We start from the raw sequence: 20814 nt of genomic DNA on the forward strand, positions 1-20814 counted from the left end.
GCCGGCGAAGGCGTCGAAGCGCTCGGCCTGGCCGCGCATGGCCTCGGCCAGCACCTTGCCCGCCAGGTGGGTGTAGGTCACGCCGTGACCCGAGCAGCCCTGGGAGTAGTAGATGTTGTCGCCGATACGGCCAACCTGCGGCAGGCGCGACAGGGTCAGCAGGAAGTTGCCGGTCCAGGCGTAGTCGATCTTCACGTTCTGCAGCTGCGGGAAGGCCTTGAGCATCTTCGGACGGATGATCGCCTCGATGTTGGCCGGGTCACGCGCGCCGTACACCACGCCGCCACCGAAGATCAGGCGCTTGTCGCTGGTCAGGCGGTAGTAGTCGAGCAGGTAGTTGCAGTCCTCGACGCAGTAGTCCTGTGGCAGCAGAGTGCGCGCCAGTTCGTCGCCCAGCGGCTCGGTGGTGATCACCTGGGTGCCGCATGGCATGGACTTGCTGGCCAGTTCCGGCACCAGGTTGCCCAGGTAGGCGTTGCCGGCGACGATGATGAACTTGGCGCGGACCTTGCCCTGCGGGGTATGCACCACCGGGTTGGCGCCACGCTCGATGCGTACGGCCGGGGTTTGTTCATAGATGATGCCGCCCAGCGATTCGACCGCGGCGGCTTCGCCCAGGGCCAGGTTCAGCGGGTGGATGTGGCCGCCGCTCATGTCCAGCATGCCGCCCACATAGTTGTCGCAGGCGACCACTTCGCGGATGCGCTTCTGGTCCATCAGCTCCAGCTGGTTGTGACCGAAGCGTTCCCACAGGCGCTTTTGCGACTCAAGGTGGCCCATCTGCTTGCTGGTGAGGGCAGCGAACACGCCACCGTCCTTCAGGTCGCACTGGATGTTGTACTTGGCCACGCGCTCACGAATGATGCGCCCGCCTTCGAAGGCCATCTGGCCCAGCAGCTGAGCCTGCTTGGGGCCGACGGTGCGTTCGATGACGTCGATGTCGCGGCTGTAGCTGTTGACGATCTGGCCACCGTTGCGGCCCGATGCGCCGAAGCCGACCTTGGCCGCTTCGACGATGCTCACCTTGAAGCCGTTCTCCAGCAGGAACAGGGCGCTGGACAGGCCGGTGTAGCCGGCGCCGATGATGCACACATCGGTTTCCACCTCACCCTGCAGCGCCGGACGTGGCGGCACCGGGTTGGCCGAGGCGGCGTAGTAGGACTGGGGGTAGGGGGTGTTAGCCATGCTGCAGGAACCTCGTGTTTTATATTTTTAACGAATGTACCGATGCTATCAATAATAATAAACACCCGCTAGTCGTCCGTTGAAAAACCTTTACTCGGTCCCCGTCAGCGCGCCTTTCTATAAAGAGTTTAAGATTCAGTAGGTTAGCGCGAAAAAAAGTATTGACATGGTCTTTGGAATGGGTAGAATGCGCACCACACGACAGGCACATAGCTCAGTTGGTTAGAGCACCACCTTGACATGGTGGGGGTCGTTGGTTCGAGTCCAATTGTGCCTACCAAATCGAAGAAGGGGTGATCCGAAAGGGTCACCCCTTTTTTCATTGTGATTTTATGCGGCCAGGGGCTGGTGCGCAGCCCATCCGACCAGTGCCGTGCTCCGGCAAGGCGGCCCCATGTGTAGAAAACTCGAAAGTTTTTGATTTTTCTCAAAAAAACGCTTTACAGGTACGCATTCGATCACTAATATGCGCACAACACGACAGGCACATAGCTCAGTTGGTTAGAGCACCACCTTGACATGGTGGGGGTCGTTGGTTCGAGTCCAATTGTGCCTACCAAATCGAAGAAGGGGTGATCCGAAAGGGTCACCCCTTTTTTCATTGTGATTTTATGCGGCCAGGGGCTGGTGCGCAGCCCATCCGACCAGTGCCGTGCTCCGGCAAGGCGGCCCCATGTGTAGAAAACTCGAAAGTTTTTGATTTTTCTCAAAAAAACGCTTTACAGGTACGCATTCGATCACTAATATGCGCACAACACGACAGGCACATAGCTCAGTTGGTTAGAGCACCACCTTGACATGGTGGGGGTCGTTGGTTCGAGTCCAATTGTGCCTACCAAACAAAAGTCCCGGTTTCCGGGCATCAAAAGGGCGACCCCAAGGGGTCGCCCTTTTGTTTTTGTCGTGCCCAACGAAGGGCGACTTCGCGCGCTACAGCCTCGTCGGATAACCGCATAGCGAATTGCGACTATAGTGAGTCTCTAGCGATGGGGTCAGAGATGCGGCTATGCCTTCGATTGATGTGTCGCTTCCGTTGAGCCTGCGCAAACGAGCCATGTTGGCCAGTGCGTTGAACCTTCTCGCTGTCTTTGCTTCCCAGGTCATGCGGCTGGGCGGCAATCTGGTTATCACCCGCTTGCTCGTGCCGGAAATGTTCGGCGTGATGGCCATTGCCACCACTGTTGCAGTGGTGCTGCAACTGCTTTCCGATGTTGGACTGCGGCCGAACGTCATTCAGAGCTCGCGCGGCGACGAACCGCTGTTTCTCGATACCGTGTGGACGGTGCAAGTCATCCGTGGGTTTGTGCTGTTCCTTCTGACGTTGCTATTGGCCCTGGGGGCAAAATTCACGCAGTACATCGAACTGTGGCCGGCCCATTCCACCTACGCCGCTCCAGAGCTACCGATGGTGCTGGCGTTGTCTGGGTTCGCCGCGATCATCTATGGCTTCCAGTCGCCCAAGGTCGATGTGGCCATCCGTGTCTTCCAGCAGAAGAAGGTAGTGATCGCCGAACTGATTGCACAGTTTGTCGGTTTGATCGTGATGCTCGTGGCAGGCTATCTCACCCGCTCCATCTGGTCATTGGTGGCGGCGGGGCTGCTGAGCACACTGGTTTTCACCGTACTCAGTCACCTGGTCTTCCAGGGGCCGCGCAACCGCCTGCGATGGGACCCCGCCGCGCTGCGCGAGGTGTTCGATTACGGGCGCTGGATCTTGTTGTCATCCTCCGTAGGGGTGCTGGCGATGCAGGGTGACCGGATCTGGTTCGGCGGAAGTATGTCGGTCGCGGAACTAGGGGTCTATTCCATCGCTGTCGCCATCCTCGGGGCCATTCAGTCGGTCCTGCTGCGGCTGGCGGGGGCAGTCGCCTTGCCGGCCTTCAGTGAGGCAACGAGAAGTGGCGACAAAGAGCGGGTGCGCAGCCTTTACTACCGTTCCAGGGTGCTGTTTGACCTGACCTCGCTGTTCGCTTGCGGTTTTTTGCTGACTGCCAGCCCGCTGTTGATCAGTTGGCTGTACGACGACCGTTATGCCGGCGCCGGCAATACCATGGCCATTCTCTCGCTCTCTCTTTTCACCTTGCGCTTCACGCTGGCACACCAGCTCTGGTTGGCCCTGGGGCTGACCAAATACGTGGCGATGGACAACATCATCCGGGTCGTTTCGCTGTTTATCCTACTGCCGGTCCTCATGGCCATCGGTGGCGTGAGCTATGCCATCTGGGGTGTGGCGCTGCATACCTTCTTCACGCTTTTCCTGATTTTTCCTGTCAACCGCAAACTGGGTCTGCTGGACCTGAAGCGCGAGGTTGTAGTACTGCCTGCCCTGCTGATCGGCGTCTTTTTCGGTGAAATGATAACCAGCCTGTTCACCTGATTGGGCCGTGAAGGCGCAGGCAGGTGAGCGTGTGGTCGGTAGACACATGGGCTGCAAAAGGTTCCAGCGCCTGGGAGGGGAGGCTGCATCAGGCGGCCCCTGAGGCCGCACGGTCAGGTATGCCGTTGTTATCTTTCGCCATATTCACAAGTAGAAAAAATGGCGCCATAAAACATACAGTTTCCACTGGCTAATCATTGAATAATCAATGGTTAAGCGTGTCTTGACAGATCTTTTTCGCAGATCTTTAATCTTTTGGTATATGGCAGCTTGAGGCGTTTAACTGCCAAAGGTTATTGCGTGTTTATTTGGCAGCGCTTATCACCTGTTAACTGGATAAGCTCCAAGGACATGAAATGAGAGAGCACATACGAAAGCTCATAACGCCGTCGATGCGCTTCGAAATAAGAAAGTTCTTGACTTGGGCCCAGGATATAATGGGGCGCGCGTGTTTGTGGCGCTGGGAAATTACCAGGTTTCGGCTGCAGACAAGTAACGACTACGAAGTCTTATATGTGGGTCGAAAGAGCCGCAAGGAGATGGCCAAGTTGCTCATCGGCGGTAAACCCGAGGCCGACACCAAATCCGGCGATGGCACGCAACAGCCTGGCGCCGCGTCCCATAGGGTGTTGATTAGCGAGATGCCCAGTGCAGGTGCCCTGTACGTGCCCCATTACCTGAGTGCCATCATCCCCTTGGGGCGTCCGCTGGAAGAGATCATCGCCCGCTACGACGGTGAACTGCGCCGCAACATCCGCAAGTGTCGGCCACTGTACCGCATGCAGCAGGTGCTGACCGACGAGGAGATTGGCAAGGCCGACCGGGAAATGTTGCAGCCTTATGCCCAGGCGCGGCATGGCCTGCATGCCAAACAATTCGACTCCCAGGAAGTGTTGCGCATCGCCAAGACCGTTGGCCGGCTCGACCTCGTGATGAAAGGCGACGAGGTTGTAGCCTGTCATTTCGGTTGTGTAATAACCCGGGCCGGCAAGCGCTATTGGAGCACGCTTCGCTTTGGCTACCCGGAGGCCGTCTTCAACGACCCAAAACGACTGCGCGAGGTCAACTCGATCACTACCTTCATGGCCCTGGAATGGGCCATCGAGCAGGGTTTCGATTATTACGATATCGGCCAATGTCTGGCACGTCCGGACGATGGGCTTTTGAAATGGAAGCGCCGGCGCGGCGGTGATGTGGATACCTTGGGCAACCAGGCTTATATGTTCGTCCGGCTGCCGAAGACCGGCATCGCCAAGTTTCTCTGGGAATTCCCGTTATTTGCCGTCGAGAACAGCAGGCTCACACTGCATCTGGGTTTGCCGGATGGGGCAAGTGACGAGGAAGTTGTCGACCGCTATCGTGAAATGGTCTTCGGTGGATTATTCAAGATATACATTTACTGTGCGAAAGCGCCTGGCGAACTGCTGCTGGAGAACTTGCGCGATCGATATGCTCACTTCCAGTCCCCTCCCATTCTGGAAAAAGTAGTGTGCAACTGAGCGTGAAAGATAGCCTTTCAATGAGAGCGCTGCATGATGAACGACATTTCGGGTATAGACACGAAGGGATCCGACCATAAAAGCTGGAGCTTGGCCGCATACATGTACCTCGCAAGAAAGCGGCTGGTACGAAAGCCGTCGGAGAACCTGAAGAACCTTGCGGTCAGGACTTGGGATATCGCCCCGGCCGAGGTCACCCCAGCGCCTCCCGCTTTCTTTCTGCCGAATCAGTTGGAGCGAGTGACCGGCTGGGAAGCGAAACGTTTCTTTCCTTTCGAGCATCCGCGGCGGACCATGGAGGGGCTGGGCAGCGTCGCACAGGCCCCTACCAAGGGCTATCTGATCAAGGACGTCATTCTGATCGATGGCGCACTCTACAAGGACAATGCCAGCTTCTGGCTGTCTGATCGGCCCAACGGGTTGCCGCGAATCGTCGTGGAGCAAGAGATCGAGCGTGGGGCCGCTTATTGTTCACGTTACGGCAACCGCTGGTTTGGAACGTGGCTGGCCGAGGATTGCGTCACATATGCTTTGGCCCGTAACGAAGGCGTGCCGGTCACCACGGCACCTTCGGGCAGGTTCCCCCTTTTTTCCCAGGCTGCGCAGTACGAAGAATGGCTTGGCATGCATCCGCTTCGGCTGCACACGGCCTTTTTTCGAGAGTTGGTGCTGTTCGATGACTTCAGCCACAACACAAACCAGTCCGAGCGATACCGCGCCATGGGCCAAAAGTTGTTGTCGCGGGTAAATTACCAGTCCCACCCGGGGGTTTTCATCTTGCGGGGCGGTGATGGGGATCCGCGCCTGCTGCACAACGAACTACAGATTGCCGAACATCTGCAAAAACATCGCGGCTTTCGCATCCTTGCCCCTTTGAAGTGCGACCTGGCAACCATCGTGGAAACCTGTGCCGGGGCGAGGGTAGTGGTGGGCGTCGAAGGCAGCCAGCTCATCCACGGTATGAATGTGCTGTCGCCCGGCGCTTCGGTGCTGACGCTGCAGCCACCTGATCGCTTTGTCTGCTTCTACAAGTACCTGACTGATCGCGATCAACAGCATTTCGGCTTTGTGGTCGGGATACCTGATGGCAGCGGCTTCCGCATCGACCTCGATGAGCTCCAACGGACCTTGGATCTGCTGCCGTCATGACAAGGCAAGGCATGCCATGACTGCCTGAGGTGCATGGCCACTGGTTGCACGGTGTAACGTATGGTCGCGGTCCTTGCCCGGGGAGAGCGTGCTAGAATCCGCGCCTTCGAATCTGGAGGTACATGCGTGCGCAAACTGGCTGTGGTAATGGCAGTGCTCGCCCTGGCGGGCTGTGAGAACGAGGTCGAAGGCGTGCACAAACAGGTGGCCGAACACCTGCACAACCCCAAGACCGCCAAGTTCGGCAACGTGCGGATCGACACCCAGGGCACCATCTGCGGCCAGGTCCGCGGCAAGGATGATGCCGGGCAGTACGAAGCCTACCGCAGCTACGTGGCGATCAAGCGCGATGGCCAATACGAAATCATCGTCGACGACAGCGGCAACAACCTGCGCATCCGCGAGATGTGTGGCGGCGCCGAGCTGCAGCGTCGCGCCGAAGCCCTGGCTGGCCAGCCGGCCCCGCAAGGCTGGGATGTGGAAGTGATCCAGGGCGCCAACATGGGCGCGCTCAGCGACATGACCGCACGCCTGATCGAAAAGGGCATCCCGTCCTCGGTGGAGTACCGCGACGGCAAGCCGGTGGTGCTGATGGGGCCGTTCCCCAGCCGTGAGGAAGCCGAAGCACGCAAGGCCGAGGTAATGGCCAAGCTGGGTACCGATTCGGTGGTGATCCAGCACGGCGCAGCGCGCTAAACCCGGTTTCTGCAGGCGCGGACTTTTGTGGGAGCGGCCTTGTGTCGCGAAAGGGCTGCGCAGCGGCCCCAGAATCTTGAACCCTGCACATATTGCCGGGGCCGCTATGCGGCCCTTTCGCGACACAAGGCCGCTCCCACACGGCTTCCACAAGTCCGCTTGTGCAAGGTCGGCGCGGCACAGTCAAACGCGCGCTAGACATTGTCCGCACAGTTTTGGCTATGCTTGGCAGGAAGAAGTCGAACGGGGAGGGCCTCATGTCTACACTGGAGCGGGCCATTGCCGTGGCCGCCAGGGCGCATGAAGGGCAATACGACAAGGGTGGGGCTGCTTATATCCTCCACCCGCTACGCGTGATGATGCGGGTTTCCACAACCGAACAACGGATTGTCGCGGTGCTTCACGATGTGATCGAAGACACCCCGCTGACCCTGTCCGACCTGGCGCGCGAGGGTTTCGCGCTGAAAATCCTTGCCGCCTTGCTGGCGCTCAGCCGCCGTGAGGGCGAGGCCTACCAGGACTTCGTGGTGCGCCTGGGCGGTGACCCGCTGGCGCGCACCGTCAAGCTGGCCGACCTGGCCGACAACAGCGACCTTTCGCGCATCCCCTGCCCAGGCCCCACCGACCTGGCGCGGCTGGCGCGTTACCGCGAAGCCAGCGCCTACCTGCAGGCGTTGGCCTGAGGTTGAATACGCGGTCAGTCTTCCTTCGGCACAGTCCAGAAAATCTGCACGCCGCCATCGTCGCGGTGGGCGAGGGTGACGTTATCGTTTTCGGCGATTTCCTCGAGCAGGGTTTCCCAGTCTTCCGGGGCTTCCTGTTCCAGGCGAAAGATCAGCGCCGCGCGGCTGCGCTGGGCAGTGGGGCTGTTGATGATCTTCTGGATGCGCATACCCAGTTGTTCATAGCTGCTCGGGGTGGCGGAGGCGGTGCTGGACACAAGTGTTTCCTTGTTTTTGCTGTATGCACATACAGTATTTCACTGTAAGTAATTTCGCAACAGCTTGTCAGGCGAAAACTGTGCTCAAGCCTGGGCCGATCCGTGCGCAGCGTTATCCAAGGTATTCCACAGGCTTCTCATCGTAGGGTTCTGATTCAACAGCGAGCAGTACGAGCGGATCTCCAGGCGCGTGCTCCATTCGGCGCCTCCAGCCTGCACGAGCAACCCTCTTTCCAGCTCGTCATTCACAGCACTGTGGGGCAGCCAGGCTACCCCATAGCCCTCGACAGCCATGCGAACCAGCAGCATCGCCATATCGGCCTCATAGCAGCGTTCCAGAGGGGCGACTTCAGGTGCGTTGCGAATGACGACGTCTGCCACTTTCCCCAGGAATGTCGTGGCGGTGTACGCCAGGTGCGGAATAGGCTTCTTGCCTGCGCAAAGCCGGAACATCGGCTTGCCCTGCGCGTCGGGCGCACACACGGGGATAAATGCATCATGGCCGAGTGCCAGGCTACCGAAGCGCTCAGGGTCCAGGGAGATGGGGGTAAGCGGATGATGGTAGACAATCATCAGGTCGCAGCTGCCTTCTTCAAGGGCGATGACGGCGTCATTGATGTTGGCCGCCACTACCCGGGCATTGAAGCGCTCGTTTTGCTGCTGGAACTGGCTGAGCCATTTCGGCAAGAACGTCATGGACAGGCTGTGGGCTGCCGTGATCTGGATCGAGCGCCCTGGCATCCGTTTCACGTCCCTCAGGTCGGCGCGCAGTGCCATCAAGGCGGCGAGCGCCTGGCGGGCTTCAGCGCAGAAGGTCTGGCCGGCGGGCGTGAGCTGTACCGGGTAGGTGGCACGATCAACCAGCTCGACACCCACCCACTCTTCGAGCGAGCGGATTCTCCTGGAGAGCGCGGACTGTGTAACGCATCGCACCTCGGCGGCGCGAGAAAAATTCTTCCACTCGGCGATCGCCATGAGGTCGTCCAGCCACTTGATTTGCATTGCTGATCTCCTTCGCCAGGCGCTCAGTGTAAGCGTGTTCGCACAAGCCTCGACAGCGATGCCTATAAACTATTCCGAAAACGCATAGGGTCAGCCCTATTACTCATCAACTTGTTTTTTTGCGGCGATAAACTTGTCTCCAGCACTCTCCTGGCGAGTTGCTGTTCCTGTCTTTATTCCAATCCTGCCAAGTAGAAAAAATAGAAAATAACTTGAGGAAAACATCGTGAAAAACAATAAGCTTCCGCGCCGAATTGCGATAGGTATCGCCTTGGGCGTAGTCGTCGGCTGGGCATGTCATCATTTCGCAGGCAGCGAACAGGACGCCAGGCAGATGGCAGCCTACTTCTCCATGGTGACGGAAATCTTTCTGCGTCTGATCAAAATGATCATTGCGCCGCTGGTGTTCGCCACACTTGTCGGCGGGATCGCAAGCATGGGCAATTCGCGTTCGGTCGGCCGCATCGGCTTTCGTGCCATGGCCTGGTTCGTCTGCGCTTCGGCCATTTCACTGGCGATCGGCATGGCGCTGGTCAACCTGTTCGAACCAGGCGCTGGCATCAACTTGCAGGTCGCGCAGCACGCTGATGTCGTTACAGCCCCGGTGAATACGGGTGACTTCAGCCTCAAGGTATTTATCAGTCATGTATTCCCTCGCAGTATTGCCGAGGCCATGGCTAATAATGAAATACTTCAAATTGTGGTCTTCTCTTTGTTCTTCGGCTTCGCTCTGGCTGGCGTCAATCGAGCCGGCCATACAAAGATTGTGGACTGCATCGATGAACTTGCGAAAGTGATGTTTCGCATCACTGACTATGTCATGGCATTTGCACCGATCGGGGTTTTTGCAGCGATCGCTTCGGCAATCACTACTCAAGGCCTGGGGCTGCTGGTCGACTATGGCAAGCTCATTGTCGAGTTCTACCTGGGCATCCTGCTGCTGTGGGCAGTGCTGTTCGGTGCGGGTTACTTGTGCCTGGGCAAGTCTGTTTTCACGCTCGGCAAACTGATTCGCGAGCCTGTGCTGCTGGCGTTCTCCACGGCCAGCAGCGAGGCGGCCTACCCGAAAACGATGGAAGCGCTCGAGAAGTTCGGTGCGCCGAAACGCGTGTCCAGCTTCGTCCTGCCGTTGGGCTACTCGTTCAACCTCGACGGTTCGATGATGTACCAGGCGTTCGCCATCATGTTCATCGCCCAGGCATACAACATCGACCTCAGTTTCACCCAGCAGGTGTTGATCCTTTTGACACTGATGATTACCAGCAAGGGCATGGCGGGCGTGGCGCGGGCGTCGGTGGTGGTGGTCGCTGCGACCTTGCCGATGTTCAACCTGCCTGAAGCTGGCCTGCTGTTGATCATCGGTATCGATCAGTTCCTCGACATGGCGCGTACCGCTACCAACGTCGTGGGCAACAGCATTGCCACGGCAGTGATCGCCAAATCAGAGCCACAGACCGAGCCGGAAGCGGCAAGCGAGGCGTCCACCCTCGACCGCCCGGTATCGGCCGCCTGAGGAGTTTGCTCATGAAGTCGAAGAAGGCAGCCGGTCCACAAGCTTTTGCCCACACGATCGGGATTGTCGGCGGGCTTGGTTCGCTCGCGGGGGGCGACCTTTTCTACAAGCTTGTGAAGTCGCGGGCGGTGCTGGAGGACCAGGGGCGTTTTCATTTCCTGCTCGAGCAACATCCCTTCAAGGATGTGCTGCTGCCTCTGGACGCAAGCGCAAGCATGACCTCGCGAAAGTTCTACGTTTTCGAGGTGTGCAGGTCATTCGAAGCGAGCGGTGTGGATGCGATCATGCTGCCTTGCTTTGCCAGCCAGACGTTCCGCGCACAGATCCAGGAAGAGCTGGGGATTCCGGTACTGGACATGATGGAAGCCTTGGTGCGACACATCCGTCAGGTCGCGGAGCCAGGCAGTACACTCGGTGTGCTTGCTTCGGATTATGTGCGCCATTCCGGGCTCTTCGAACAAGCGTTGGGCCGCCAGTACGATGTGGTGTACCCCGACGCGCAAGCGCAGGTCGCGCTGATGGAGGCCATGTATGGCGTCAACGGCATCAAGGATGGGCACCTGAATGGCGTGCCTCTGGAGTCCGTGTACCAGGCATGCCTGTCAGTGCAGGCACAGGGTGCCACCTTGGTCGTGCCGGGTATGACCGAGCTTTCGCTGGTGTGCGCCGACCTGCAGCGCCGTGGCATTGCCGCACTGGATATCAATGAGCTCTACGCCACGTTTGCGACCCAAGGCTCAAGTGCGCCCCGTGAACTGCCTTTCAAGCTGGGTATCGTGGGTGGTGTCGGCCCTGCAGCGACGGTGGATTTCATGGGCAAGGTGGTTGCCGGTACGCCTGCGGGCCGGGATCAGGACCATATCAAGATGGTGGTCGAGCAGAACCCGCAAATTCCGGACCGCACGGCCAGCCTGCTGAATGATGAAACCGACCCGACGATGGCCATGTACGCGACCTGCAAGCGCCTGGAAAGCGCCGGTGCCAACGCAATTGCAATCCCGTGCAATACCGCTCACGCGTTTGTTGAACGCATCCAGGAGCACCTGCGCGTGCCAATCGTCAACATGCTTACCGAGACGATCGACTGGATAAGGCAAACATACGGCCGCGACAAGTCGGTCGGCCTGCTGGCGACGTCAGGCACCGTCGCCAGCCAGGTCTATCACCAGGCAGCGAGCCGCGCCGGGCTTGAGATTGTTGTGCCGGCGCCGGATTACCAGAAGCTGGTCATGGAGGCCATTTACGGTGAGCGGGGCATCAAGGCTGGCTTCACTGAAGGACTGTGTCGGGACCAGTTGCTGATTGCGGCCGAGCATCTCTCGGAAGTGGGGGCGACGGTGCTGATTCTGGGCTGTACGGAACTGCCGCTGGTGCTCAGCCACTGTGATGCTTATGAGCTGAGTGGCAGGACGGTTGCCCTGGTGGACCCCACCATGATTTTGGCACGCAGATGTGTCGCGTTGGCTGGGGGGGCAGGTAGTTAGCAGCATACTCATACGTTGCACATTCCCTGTGTGGGTTTCACCCGCGAATGGGTCGGTGCCGGGTGTCTGGCGGGTACCTGGGCTTTGTTTAAATGAAGCGGCAGCCGTGATTGAGCTCGAGGGCCTCTTCGCGGGTGAACCCGCTCCCACAGGTTCAGCGCCAACTCGAAGCCCGCGCCGTCCCTGTGGGAGCGGGCGCGCCCGCGAAGCAGGCGACGCGGTGGATGGCACCGGCTTTGCCGGTGTTCGCGGGCATGCCCGCTCCCACAGGTACCGCGCAACTGCAAATGCTGATGATCGTTCATACATTTGTATGGCTGATGGCTCCGTCTATTGAAAATGGTCGATACCACCCCCCGCCAACCCCGCATAACCTCAGGCCAACACGCACTGGTCACTACTGACAAGACGAAGCCCTCTACACCAGTCGCAAACGCCAACGGGAAGCCACCAGCATGTCAGCGAAATCCGATTTGTCCCTGTTACCCAACAAACCGCTATGGTTTGCCCCGAGCGCGCCACGGGCCCGGCTGGACGGCGTGGCCGATGCCGATGTGGTGATCGTCGGTGCCGGGTACACGGGGTTATGGACCGCCTACTACCTGCTCAAGAGCGACCCGTCGCTGCGCGTGGTACTGCTGGAAAAGAACGCCGTCGGCTTCGGCGCCTCGGGCCGCAACGGCGGTTGGGCCTCGGCGATCTTCCCGATTTCCCTGCACCGGGTGGAGCAACTGTATTCCCACCATGCGGCCTTGCACCTGCAGGCTGCGATGAACGCAACGGTCGACGAGATCGGCCGGGTGCTGGCGCTGGAAGGGGTCGATGCCGACTATGCCAAGCAGGGCTTCCTCTCTCTGGCCCGCAGCGCCCCGCAGATGGCGCGGGCGCGTGCGGCCGTGGAATCTTCGGCGCGCTTCGGGCTGCCCGACCAGTGGCGAGTGCTGGAGGCAGCCGAAGCCCAGGCCCGGACCGGTGCCCAAGGCACCCTTGGCGGCCTCTACACCGAACACTGCGCGCTCATCCACCCCGGCAAGCTGGTGCGTGGCCTGGCCAAGCTGGTCGAAAGCCTGGGCGCGACAATCTACGAGCAGTCGGCGGTCACCCAGATGACCCCGGGCGTGGTGCACACCGAACATGGTTCGGTACGTGCCGGTATGACCGTGCGGGCCACCGAGGCATTCACTTCGCAACAGCCGGGCAAGTCGCGTTTCGTCATCCCGCTGTATTCGCTGGTGCTGGCCACCGAGCCGTTGCCGCGTGAACTGCTGGCCCGGCTCAACCTCGACCACCGCCTGGCGTTCAACGACATGCGCCACCTGCGCGTATACGGCCAGGTCACCGCCGAAGGCCGGCTGGTGTTCGGCGGCCGGGGCGCGCCCTACAAATGGGGTTCGAGCATGCCCGAACAGGCCGACCTGGTGGACAGCATCCACGGCAAGATCCACGACACCCTGCTCGAATTCTTCCCGGCCCTGCGCGACGCCCGCATCACCCACCGCTGGGGTGGCGCGCTGGGTGTTTCCCGCGACTGGTGCCCGACCGTCAGCATCGACCGCAACCAGCGCATGGCCTGGGCCGGCAACTACGTCGGTGACGGCGTGGCCACCAGCAACCTGGCCGGGCGCATTCTGCGCAACCTGATTCTCGAGCGTGATGAAGACATCAACACGCTGCCCCTGGTCAACCACCGCTCGCCATCCTGGGAGCCAGAACCGCTGCGCTGGTTCGGCATCAACAGCGGCCTGGCTGCCGCGTCGCTCAGTGATCTGGAAGAGCGCTACACCCACAAACCTTCACGTACCGCGATGCTGCTGGAAAAGCTCACCGGCGCCCATTGACAAGGAGAAACCCCATGCCTTCGTTCACCATCATCAAGCACGCCGACATCAAGGCCCTGCCACTGAACCCTGCCGGTCAGCGTGCCGGCGCCGACAAGGGGGACCCACAGATCGCCATCAGCAAGCAGGCCCCGGAAGCGGTCGGCAACCTCGGTGTGTGGGAGTGCCAGCCGGGCGGCTGGCCGGTGGTCGACCGCCCTGACACCGAGTTCACCTACATCATCTCCGGCAAGGCGCTGCTCACCGACGACAGCACCCGGGAGGTGGTGGAAGTGACCGGCGGCGACCTGATCATCCTGCCACCAGGCTGGACTGGCCGCTGGGACGTGCTGGAAACCGTACGCAAGGTCTATGCCATCTACTGATTTCCGCCAGAGCTGGAAGCCTGCCCCGATCCTTGTGGGAGCGGCTTCAGCCGCGAACACTGGCGCAGCCGGTGCCATGCACCGAGTTGCCTTCTTCGCGGGTGAACCCGCTCCCACATGGCCGCCGCATCCATCAACCATTTTCGGATAACCACAATGACCCAAACCATCATGAACTGGATCTCCGGCGCTCAGGCCGAGACCACCAGCGGCCAGCAACTGCCGGTCTACAACCCGGCCACCGGCGTGGTCACCGGCCAGGTGCAGCTGTCTGCACAAAAGGACGTGGACACCGCCGTCGCGTCGGCCAAGGCCGCTTTCCCGGCCTGGAGCAACCTCTCGCCACTGCGCCGTTCGCGGGTGCTGAACAAGTTCCTGGCGTTGCTCAACGAGCACCGCGACGACCTGGCCCGCATGATCACCGCCGAGCACGGCAAGGTGTTCACCGATGCCCAGGGCGAGGTGATGCGCGGCATCGAGATCGTCGAGTTCGCCTGCGGCGCGCCGCAGCTGCTGAAAACCGACTTCACCGACCAGGTCAGCACCAACATCGACAACTGGACCCTGCGCCAGCCGCTGGGCGTGGTCACCGGCATCACCCCGTTCAACTTCCCGGTGATGGTGCCGATGTGGATGTTCCCGGTCGCCCTGGCCACCGGCAACACCTTCGTGCTCAAGCCCAGCCCGCTGGACCCGAGCCCGAGCCTGTTCATCGCCGAGCTGCTGAAGCAGGCCGGCCTGCCGGACGGCGTGTTCAACGTGGTGCAGGGCGACAAGGACGCGGTCAACGCGCTGATCGAGCACCCGGATGTGCAGGCGGTGTCGTTCGTCGGCTCCACGCCGATCGCCAACCACATCTACGAAACCGGTGCCCGCCACGGCAAGCGCGTGCAGGCGCTGGGCGGGGCGAAGAACCACCTGGTGGTGATGCCCGACGCCGACATCGATCAGGTGGTCGATGCCCTGATCGGTGCCGCCTATGGCTCGGCTGGCGAGCGTTGCATGGCTATCAGCGTGGCGGTGTTTGTCGGTGACGATACTGCCGAGAAGGTCATGCCCAAGCTGATCGAGCGTACCCGCGAGCTGAAAGTGCTGAACGGTACCAACCTCGAAGCCGAGATGGGCCCGATCGTCACCCGCGCGGCGCTGGAGCGCATCACCGGCTACATCGAGCAAGGCGTGAAGGAGGGCGCGAAGCTGCTGGTCGATGGCCGCAACTTCAACGGCCAGACGGCTGGCGAAGGTTGTGGTGACGGTTTCTGGCTGGGCGGCACGCTGTTCGACAACGTCACCCCGGACATGCGCATCTACAAGGAAGAGATCTTCGGCCCGGTACTGGCCTGCCTGCGGGTGAAGGACTTTGCCGAAGCGGTCGACCTGATCAACGCCCACGAGTTTGGCAATGGCGTGAGCCTGTACACCCGCGACGGCCACATCGCCCGCGAGTTCGGCCGCCGTATCCAGGTGGGCATGATCGGTATCAACGTACCGATCCCGGTGCCGATGGCCTGGCATGGCTTTGGTGGCTGGAAGAAGAGCCTGTTCGGCGACATGCATGCCTACGGTGAGGAAGGGGTGCGCTTCTACACCAAGCAGAAGAGCATCATGCAGCGCTGGCCGCAGGCGATTGCCAAGGGGGCGGAGTTCGCGATGCCGACCAGCCACTGAGGCCTTCGGCTAGCTGACAGCAAACGGCCCCGCCCACGCAGCGGGGCTGTTTGCATTTCAGGGGGTACTAGTGATCAGTACTCCCAGAAGATCCGCTGCAGCTCCTTGCTGTCCTGGGTCTTGGTCATCGCCACCATCGCCAGGATCCGCGCCTTTTGCGGGTTCAGGTCATGAGCCACGACCCAGTCGTTCTTGTCGTCCGGCTGTTCGGCATTGCGCAGCACGAAACCACCTTGGTTGACATGCGACGAGCGAATGATCTGCACTCCGTTCTTGCGCAGTTCCTGCAGCGCCGGCACTACCCGCGACGACACCGAACCGTTGCCGGTACCGGCATGGATCAGTGCCTTGGCCCCATTCTGCGCCAGCGCCTTGTAGGCGGTGTCGGTGACATTGCCATAGCCATAGGCGATGTCCACCTGCGGCAGGCTGCTGATCTGCTTGATGTCGAACTCGGAGTTGACCGTGTGGCGCTTGGCCGGCAGGCGGAACCAGTAGGACTTGCCTTCCACCACCATGCCCATCGGGCCCCAGGCGCTCTTGAAGGCTTCGGTCTTGATGTTGAGCGCCTTGCTCACATCGCGGCCGGACTGGATCTCGTCATTCATGGTCACCAGCACGCCCTTGCCGCGCGACTGCTTGTCGCTGGCCACGGCCACGGCGTTGTACAGGTTGAGCATGCCGTCGGCGGACATGGCGGTGCCCGGGCGCATCGAACCGACGACCACGATCGGCTTGTCGGTCTTTTCCACCAGGTTGAGGAAGTAGGCGGTTTCTTCCAGGGTGTCGGTGCCGTGGGTGATGACGATACCGTCCACGTCCTTGCTTTCGGCAAGTTCGGCAACGCGTTTGCCCAACTTGAGCAGGTCGTCGTTGGAGATGCTCTCAGAGGCGATCTGCATGACCTGCTCGCCGCGCACGTTGGCCACGTTGGCCAGTTCCGGTACGCCGGCGATCAGCTTGTCGACGCCCACCTTGGCGGCCTGGTAGGTGGCGCTGTTGGCGGCGCTGGCGCCAGCACCGGCAATGGTGCCGCCGGTGGCGAGAATGACCACGTTGGCCAGCTTCTGCTGGGTTTCGGCTTCTTTGGCCGAAACGGTGGTTGGCAGCACCAGCAGCAGGGCGAGTGCGCTGGGGGCGAAGGTTTTCAGTGCGGCATTCATCGTTATTGTTCTCTCTCTTCCTAATGAGATGGTTGTTTTTGTCGCACAGGGTGCAAGGCAGGTTTCGTACCAGTTGCGCGCACGGGCCTTGTGGGAGCGGCCTTGTGTCGCGAAAGGGGCGCGCAGCGGCCCCGGATCCCGGCGCGACAGCACACATTGCCGGGGCCGCCTTGCGGCCCTTTCGCGACACGAGGCCGCTCCCACATGCGGGGGTGTGCCATTCGAGATTCCGAACAAACGCAGGAAAAGACGTTCGGCTTTTCGGAAAAAATCCGGATAAACTGCCCCAGGCTCGACTTGACCTCCCACAGCCAAACGGATTTGACAAACCCCGGTCCTGTTTCCATAGTTAGGCAACGCAAACGTTTGCGATCCGACAAAAAACACAAGATCCGGAGTCATCGTCCATGAAACTGCCGTTCCCCGGTCGTCTGCTGGCCCTCGCGGTCATTTCCTCGCTGTCCCTGGCCCTGCCGTTTTCGGCCGCCCACGCCGAAGACAAGCCCAAGGTCGCCCTGGTCATGAAGTCGCTGGCCAACGAGTTCTTCCGCACCATGGAAGACGGCGCCAAGGACTACCAGAAAGCCCACGCCGACGAATTCGAGCTGATCGCCAACGGCATCAAGAACGAGACCGACACCGGCGAGCAGATCCGCATCGTCGAGCAGATGGTCAACGCGGGCGCCAAGGCTCTGGTCATTGCCCCGGCCGACTCCAAGGCGCTGGTATCGGCGGTGAAGAAGGCCATGGACCAGGGCGTGGTGGTGATCAACATCGACAACCGCCTGGACCCGGCGCTGCTCAAGAGCAAAGGCATCAGCGTACCCTTCGTGGGCCCCGACAACCGCAAGGGCGCGCGCCTGGTCGGCGACTACCTGGCCAACGAGAAGCTCAAGGCCGGCGACCAGGTCGGCATCATCGAAGGCGTGCCGACCACCACCAACGCCCAGCAGCGTACCGCCGGCTTCAAGGACGCCATGGAGGCCGCGCAGATCAAGATTGTCTCGGTGCAGAGCGGCAATTGGGAAATCGACAAAGGCAACGCCGTCGCCGCTTCCATGCTCAACGAATACCCCGACCTGAAAGCCCTGCTGGCCGGTAACGACAGCATGGCCCTGGGCGCCGTGTCGGCCGTGCGTGCTGCTGGCAAAGCCGGCCAGGTGCAAGTGGTGGGCTACGACAACATCAACGCCATCAAGCCGATGCTCGCCGATGGCCGCGTGCTCGCCACCCTCGACCAGGCGGCCAGCCAGCAGGCGGTGTATGGCATCCAGGCGGCACTGAAAATGGTCAAGGGCGAGAAACCCGACGTGGATGCCGACAACGTCATCCAGACCCCGGTCCAACTCATCACCAAGCCCTGATCGCTGGCAGGAGAAACGGCCATGCCTGCATCGGCCAATGAAGTGGTGCTCTCCGCCAGCGGCCTGGGCAAGACCTACGCCCAGCCCGTGCTCGGCGAGGTCAGCCTGAACCTGCGTGCCGGTGAAGTGCTGGCGCTGACCGGTGAGAACGGCGCCGGCAAGAGCACCCTGTCCAAGCTCATCAGTGGCCTGGAAACCCCCACCACCGGGCACATGCACTACCGCGGCCAAGCCTACGCGCCTGGCAGCCGCAGCGAGGCCGAGCGCCTCGGCGTGCGCATGGTCATGCAGGAGCTGAACCTGCTGCCCACGCTGACCGTGGCGGAAAACCTGTTCCTCGACAACCTGCCCGGGCGCTTCGGCTGGATCAGCCAAAAGCGCCTGCGCCAACTGGCCACGGCCGCCATGGCCCAGGTCGGCCTCGACGCCATCGACCCGGACACCCCGGTCGGCGAGCTGGGCATCGGCCACCAGCAGATGGTCGAGATCGCCCGCAACCTGATCGGCGATTGCCATGTGCTGATCTTCGATGAACCCACCGCCATGCTCACCGTGCGCGAGGTGGAGCTGCTGTTCACCCAGATCGAGCGCCTGCGCCAACGTGGCGTGGCCATCGTCTATATCTCACATCGCCTGGAAGAACTGCAGCGCGTGGCCCAGCGCATCGTCGTGCTGCGCGACGGCAAGCTGGTGTGCGACGAGCCGATACAGCGCTACAGCAGCGCCGAGCTGGTCAACCTGATGGTCGGCCGCGAGCTCGGCGAGCATATCGACCTGGGCCGCCGGCAGATCGGCGCGCCGCTGCTCAAGGTCGACAAGCTCAGCCGTGCCGACAAGGTGCGTGAAGTGTCGTTCGAGGTCAGGGCAGGGGAGATCTTCGGCATCTCCGGCCTGATCGGTGCCGGCCGTACCGAACTGTTGCGCCTGATCTACGGCGCCGACCGTGCCGACAGCGGCAGCATTGCCCTCGGCCAGCCACCGCAGGTGGTCACCATCGACTCGCCCAAGGCTGCGGTGCAGGCCGGTATCGCGCTGATCACCGAAGACCGCAAAGGCGAGGGCCTGCTGCTGACGCAGTCGATCAGCGCCAATATTGCCCTGGGCAACCTCGGCGCGGTATCACGGGCCGGGGTGCTCGATGGCGAAGCCGAAGCGGCCTTGGCCGAGCGCCAGATCCAGGCCATGCGCATTCGCAGTGCCGGCCCGCAGCAGGTGGTGGGCGAGCTGTCTGGCGGCAACCAGCAGAAGGTGGTGATCGGCCGCTGGCTGGAACGCGAGTGCCAGGTGCTGCTGTTCGACGAGCCCACCCGTGGCATCGACGTCGGCGCCAAGTTCGACATCTATGGCCTGCTGGCCGAGCTGGCGCGCCAGGGCAAGGCCTTGGTGGTGGTGTCCAGCGACCTGCGCGAGCTGATGCTGATCTGCGACCGCATCGCCGTGCTGTCGGCCGGTCGCCTGATCGACACCTTCGAGCGTGACCATTGGAGCCAGGACCAGCTGCTGGCCGCGGCCTTTGCCGGTTATCAGAAACGTGACGCACTGCTGCATGACGCAGCTCCCAGGATGGATGCATGAAAACCACCCCGCTCGACAGCCAAGGCGCCGCACCGGTGCGCCGCAGTGGCACCTATCTTGGCCTGGGTACCTACCTGGGCTTGGCCGGCGCCTTGCTGGCGATGATCGTGCTGTTCTCGTTCCTCAGCAGCCACTTCTGGTCGTACAACACCTTCAGTACCCTGGCCAACCAGATCCCCGACCTGATGGTGCTGGCGGTGGGCATGACCTTCGTGCTGATCATCGGCGGCATCGACCTGTCGGTGGGCTCGGTGCTGGCGCTGGCGGCCTCCACGGTCAGCGTGGCGATCCTCGGCTGGGGTTGGGGCGTGTTGCCTTCGGCCTTGCTGGGCATGGCCGTGGCCGCGCTGGCCGGCAGCATCACCGGCGGGGTTACCGTGGCCTGGCGCATTCCGTCGTTCATCGTCTCGCTCGGGGTGCTGGAAATGGCCCGTGGCCTGGCCTACCAGTTCACCGACTCGCGCACCGCCTATATCGGCGATGCTTATGCCTGGTTCTCCAACCCCATCGCATTCGGCATCTCGCCGGCGTTCATCATCGCCTTGCTGGTGATCGTGCTGGCCCAGTTGGTGCTGACCCGCACGGTGTTCGGCCGCTACCTGATCGGCATCGGCACCAACGAAGAGGCCGTGCGCCTGGCCGGTATCGACCCGCGCCCGTACAAGGTGCTGGTGTTCGCCCTGATGGGCTTGCTTGCCGGCCTGGCTGCGCTGTTCCAGATCTCGCGCCTGGAAGCGGCAGACCCCAATGCCGGCTCCGGCCTGGAGCTGCAGGTGATCGCCGCCGTGGTGATTGGCGGCACCAGCCTGATGGGCGGGCGTGGCTCGGTCATCAGCACCTTCTTTGGCGTGCTGATCATTTCGGTGCTGGCTGCAGGGCTGGCGCAGATCGGTGCCAGCGAACCGACCAAACGCATCATCACCGGGGCGGTGATCGTCATCGCCGTGGTGCTCGACACTTACCGTAGCCGGCGTGCAGGCCGGCGGAACTGAAAAC

General features: G+C 61.4%; 18 protein-coding genes and 3 tRNA genes. 17 read left to right on the forward strand and 4 right to left on the reverse strand.

Features of this window, described 5'->3' with window-relative positions; all coding sequences use genetic code 11:
• Positions 1–1185 (reverse strand): FAD-binding oxidoreductase (locus RYH74_RS22255; protein WP_317410145.1); only part of this gene is annotated, 1185 nt, incomplete at its 3' end.
• A gap of 203 nt (positions 1186–1388) precedes the next feature.
• Between RYH74_RS22255 and RYH74_RS22260 the strand changes: the two genes are divergently transcribed.
• The 9 genes from RYH74_RS22260 to RYH74_RS22295 all read left to right on the forward strand — a co-directional run bounded on the left by RYH74_RS22260 (position 1389) and on the right by RYH74_RS22295 (position 7589).
• Positions 1389–1465: transfer RNA gene (locus tag RYH74_RS22260), tRNA-Val, on the forward strand.
• 202 nt (positions 1466–1667) lie between these two features.
• A tRNA-Val gene (locus RYH74_RS22265) sits at positions 1668–1744 on the forward strand.
• Between the two features lie 202 nt (positions 1745–1946).
• Positions 1947–2023: transfer RNA gene (locus RYH74_RS22270), tRNA-Val, on the forward strand.
• A gap of 168 nt (positions 2024–2191) precedes the next feature.
• Positions 2192–3562, forward strand: a complete 1371-nt coding sequence (locus tag RYH74_RS22275) for an oligosaccharide flippase family protein (RefSeq protein WP_274120234.1) — start codon at positions 2192–2194, stop codon at positions 3560–3562.
• Between the two features lie 421 nt (positions 3563–3983).
• On the forward strand, positions 3984–4058 hold the full coding sequence (locus RYH74_RS26585; RefSeq protein ID WP_350059728.1) for a hypothetical protein: 75 nt from the start codon (positions 3984–3986) through the stop codon (positions 4056–4058).
• Positions 4059–4101: 43 nt separating this feature from the next.
• Complete coding sequence (locus RYH74_RS22280; RefSeq protein ID WP_410903181.1) at positions 4102–5061, forward strand: hypothetical protein; 960 nt, start codon at positions 4102–4104, stop codon at positions 5059–5061.
• A 33-nt stretch (positions 5062–5094) separates the two neighbouring features.
• On the forward strand, positions 5095–6210 hold the full coding sequence (locus RYH74_RS22285) for a glycosyltransferase family 61 protein (protein WP_317410147.1): 1116 nt from the start codon (positions 5095–5097) through the stop codon (positions 6208–6210).
• Between the two features lie 126 nt (positions 6211–6336).
• Positions 6337–6906, forward strand: coding sequence for an SPOR domain-containing protein (locus tag RYH74_RS22290; protein WP_025338525.1), 570 nt, complete (start codon positions 6337–6339; stop codon positions 6904–6906).
• A gap of 257 nt (positions 6907–7163) precedes the next feature.
• Complete coding sequence (locus tag RYH74_RS22295) at positions 7164–7589, forward strand: HD domain-containing protein (protein WP_003260953.1); 426 nt, start codon at positions 7164–7166, stop codon at positions 7587–7589.
• A gap of 14 nt (positions 7590–7603) precedes the next feature.
• Here the strand turns inward: RYH74_RS22295 and RYH74_RS22300 are convergent, their stop codons facing one another.
• Both RYH74_RS22300 and RYH74_RS22305 read right to left on the reverse strand, forming a co-directional pair.
• Entirely contained in the window at positions 7604–7846 is a 243-nt protein-coding gene (locus RYH74_RS22300; RefSeq protein WP_075044724.1) for a DUF1654 domain-containing protein, read from the reverse strand.
• Positions 7847–7930: 84 nt separating this feature from the next.
• A complete protein-coding gene (locus RYH74_RS22305; RefSeq protein WP_075044725.1) occupies positions 7931–8848 on the reverse strand; it encodes a LysR substrate-binding domain-containing protein in 918 nt (305 codons plus the stop codon).
• Between the two features lie 226 nt (positions 8849–9074).
• Between RYH74_RS22305 and RYH74_RS22310 the strand changes: the two genes are divergently transcribed.
• The 5 genes from RYH74_RS22310 (at position 9075) to RYH74_RS22330 (ending at position 15716) form a co-directional block, all read left to right on the forward strand.
• Entirely contained in the window at positions 9075–10361 is a 1287-nt protein-coding gene (locus tag RYH74_RS22310; protein WP_317410148.1) for a dicarboxylate/amino acid:cation symporter, read from the forward strand.
• An 11-nt stretch (positions 10362–10372) separates the two neighbouring features.
• On the forward strand, positions 10373–11845 hold the full coding sequence (locus RYH74_RS22315) for an aspartate/glutamate racemase family protein (RefSeq protein WP_286101437.1): 1473 nt from the start codon (positions 10373–10375) through the stop codon (positions 11843–11845).
• Between the two features lie 455 nt (positions 11846–12300).
• Positions 12301–13683 carry an NAD(P)/FAD-dependent oxidoreductase gene (locus RYH74_RS22320; protein ID WP_075044729.1) on the forward strand — a complete coding sequence of 461 codons (1383 nt, stop codon included), beginning with the start codon at positions 12301–12303 and terminating at the stop codon, positions 13681–13683.
• A 14-nt stretch (positions 13684–13697) separates the two neighbouring features.
• Positions 13698–14048: a cupin domain-containing protein gene (locus RYH74_RS22325; RefSeq protein WP_025338531.1), complete on the forward strand. Its 351-nt coding sequence runs from the start codon at positions 13698–13700 to the stop codon at positions 14046–14048.
• Between the two features lie 156 nt (positions 14049–14204).
• Positions 14205–15716: a CoA-acylating methylmalonate-semialdehyde dehydrogenase gene (locus tag RYH74_RS22330; protein WP_317410149.1), complete on the forward strand. Its 1512-nt coding sequence runs from the start codon at positions 14205–14207 to the stop codon at positions 15714–15716.
• A 74-nt stretch (positions 15717–15790) separates the two neighbouring features.
• On the opposite strand, the gene RYH74_RS22335 is transcribed toward RYH74_RS22330, so the two are convergent.
• Positions 15791–16879, reverse strand: coding sequence for an asparaginase (locus RYH74_RS22335; protein WP_075044731.1), 1089 nt, complete (start codon positions 16877–16879; stop codon positions 15791–15793).
• A 407-nt stretch (positions 16880–17286) separates the two neighbouring features.
• On the opposite strand from RYH74_RS22335, the gene RYH74_RS22340 reads away from it, so the two are divergent.
• From RYH74_RS22340 to RYH74_RS22350, 3 genes are read left to right on the forward strand one after another with little or no spacing between them, the layout of a single operon-like run.
• Complete coding sequence (locus tag RYH74_RS22340) at positions 17287–18243, forward strand: sugar ABC transporter substrate-binding protein (protein WP_075044734.1); 957 nt, start codon at positions 17287–17289, stop codon at positions 18241–18243.
• Between the two features lie 21 nt (positions 18244–18264).
• On the forward strand, positions 18265–19818 hold the full coding sequence (locus tag RYH74_RS22345; RefSeq protein ID WP_317410150.1) for a sugar ABC transporter ATP-binding protein: 1554 nt from the start codon (positions 18265–18267) through the stop codon (positions 19816–19818).
• Positions 19815–20810 carry an ABC transporter permease gene (locus RYH74_RS22350; RefSeq protein WP_015269786.1) on the forward strand — a complete coding sequence of 332 codons (996 nt, stop codon included), beginning with the start codon at positions 19815–19817 and terminating at the stop codon, positions 20808–20810. Before RYH74_RS22345 ends, RYH74_RS22350 begins: the two co-directional genes overlap by 4 nt.
• Positions 20811–20814: the final 4 nt, after the last annotated feature.

It is taken from the genome of Pseudomonas sp. LSJ-87 (assembly GCF_032971465.1).
Classification (GTDB): Bacteria; Pseudomonadota; Gammaproteobacteria; order Pseudomonadales; family Pseudomonadaceae; genus Aquipseudomonas; species Aquipseudomonas putida_Z.

Coding starts and splice junctions, on each gene's coding strand:
- RYH74_RS22280 (WP_410903181.1), top strand. CDS start 4,102: ATGGCCAAGTTGCTCATCGGCGGTAAACCCGAGGCCGACACCAAATCC.
- RYH74_RS22350 (WP_015269786.1), top strand. CDS start 19,815: ATGAAAACCACCCCGCTCGACAGCCAAGGCGCCGCACCGGTGCGCCGC.
- RYH74_RS22285 (WP_317410147.1), top strand. CDS start 5,095: ATGATGAACGACATTTCGGGTATAGACACGAAGGGATCCGACCATAAA.
- RYH74_RS22340 (WP_075044734.1), top strand. CDS start 17,287: ATGAAACTGCCGTTCCCCGGTCGTCTGCTGGCCCTCGCGGTCATTTCC.
- RYH74_RS22320 (WP_075044729.1), top strand. CDS start 12,301: ATGTCAGCGAAATCCGATTTGTCCCTGTTACCCAACAAACCGCTATGG.
- RYH74_RS22330 (WP_317410149.1), top strand. CDS start 14,205: ATGACCCAAACCATCATGAACTGGATCTCCGGCGCTCAGGCCGAGACC.
- RYH74_RS22325 (WP_025338531.1), top strand. CDS start 13,698: ATGCCTTCGTTCACCATCATCAAGCACGCCGACATCAAGGCCCTGCCA.
- RYH74_RS22345 (WP_317410150.1), top strand. CDS start 18,265: ATGCCTGCATCGGCCAATGAAGTGGTGCTCTCCGCCAGCGGCCTGGGC.
- RYH74_RS22275 (WP_274120234.1), top strand. CDS start 2,192: ATGCCTTCGATTGATGTGTCGCTTCCGTTGAGCCTGCGCAAACGAGCC.
- RYH74_RS22305 (WP_075044725.1), bottom strand. CDS start 8,848: ATGCAAATCAAGTGGCTGGACGACCTCATGGCGATCGCCGAGTGGAAG.
- RYH74_RS22315 (WP_286101437.1), top strand. CDS start 10,373: ATGAAGTCGAAGAAGGCAGCCGGTCCACAAGCTTTTGCCCACACGATC.
- RYH74_RS22335 (WP_075044731.1), bottom strand. CDS start 16,879: ATGAATGCCGCACTGAAAACCTTCGCCCCCAGCGCACTCGCCCTGCTG.
- RYH74_RS22295 (WP_003260953.1), top strand. CDS start 7,164: ATGTCTACACTGGAGCGGGCCATTGCCGTGGCCGCCAGGGCGCATGAA.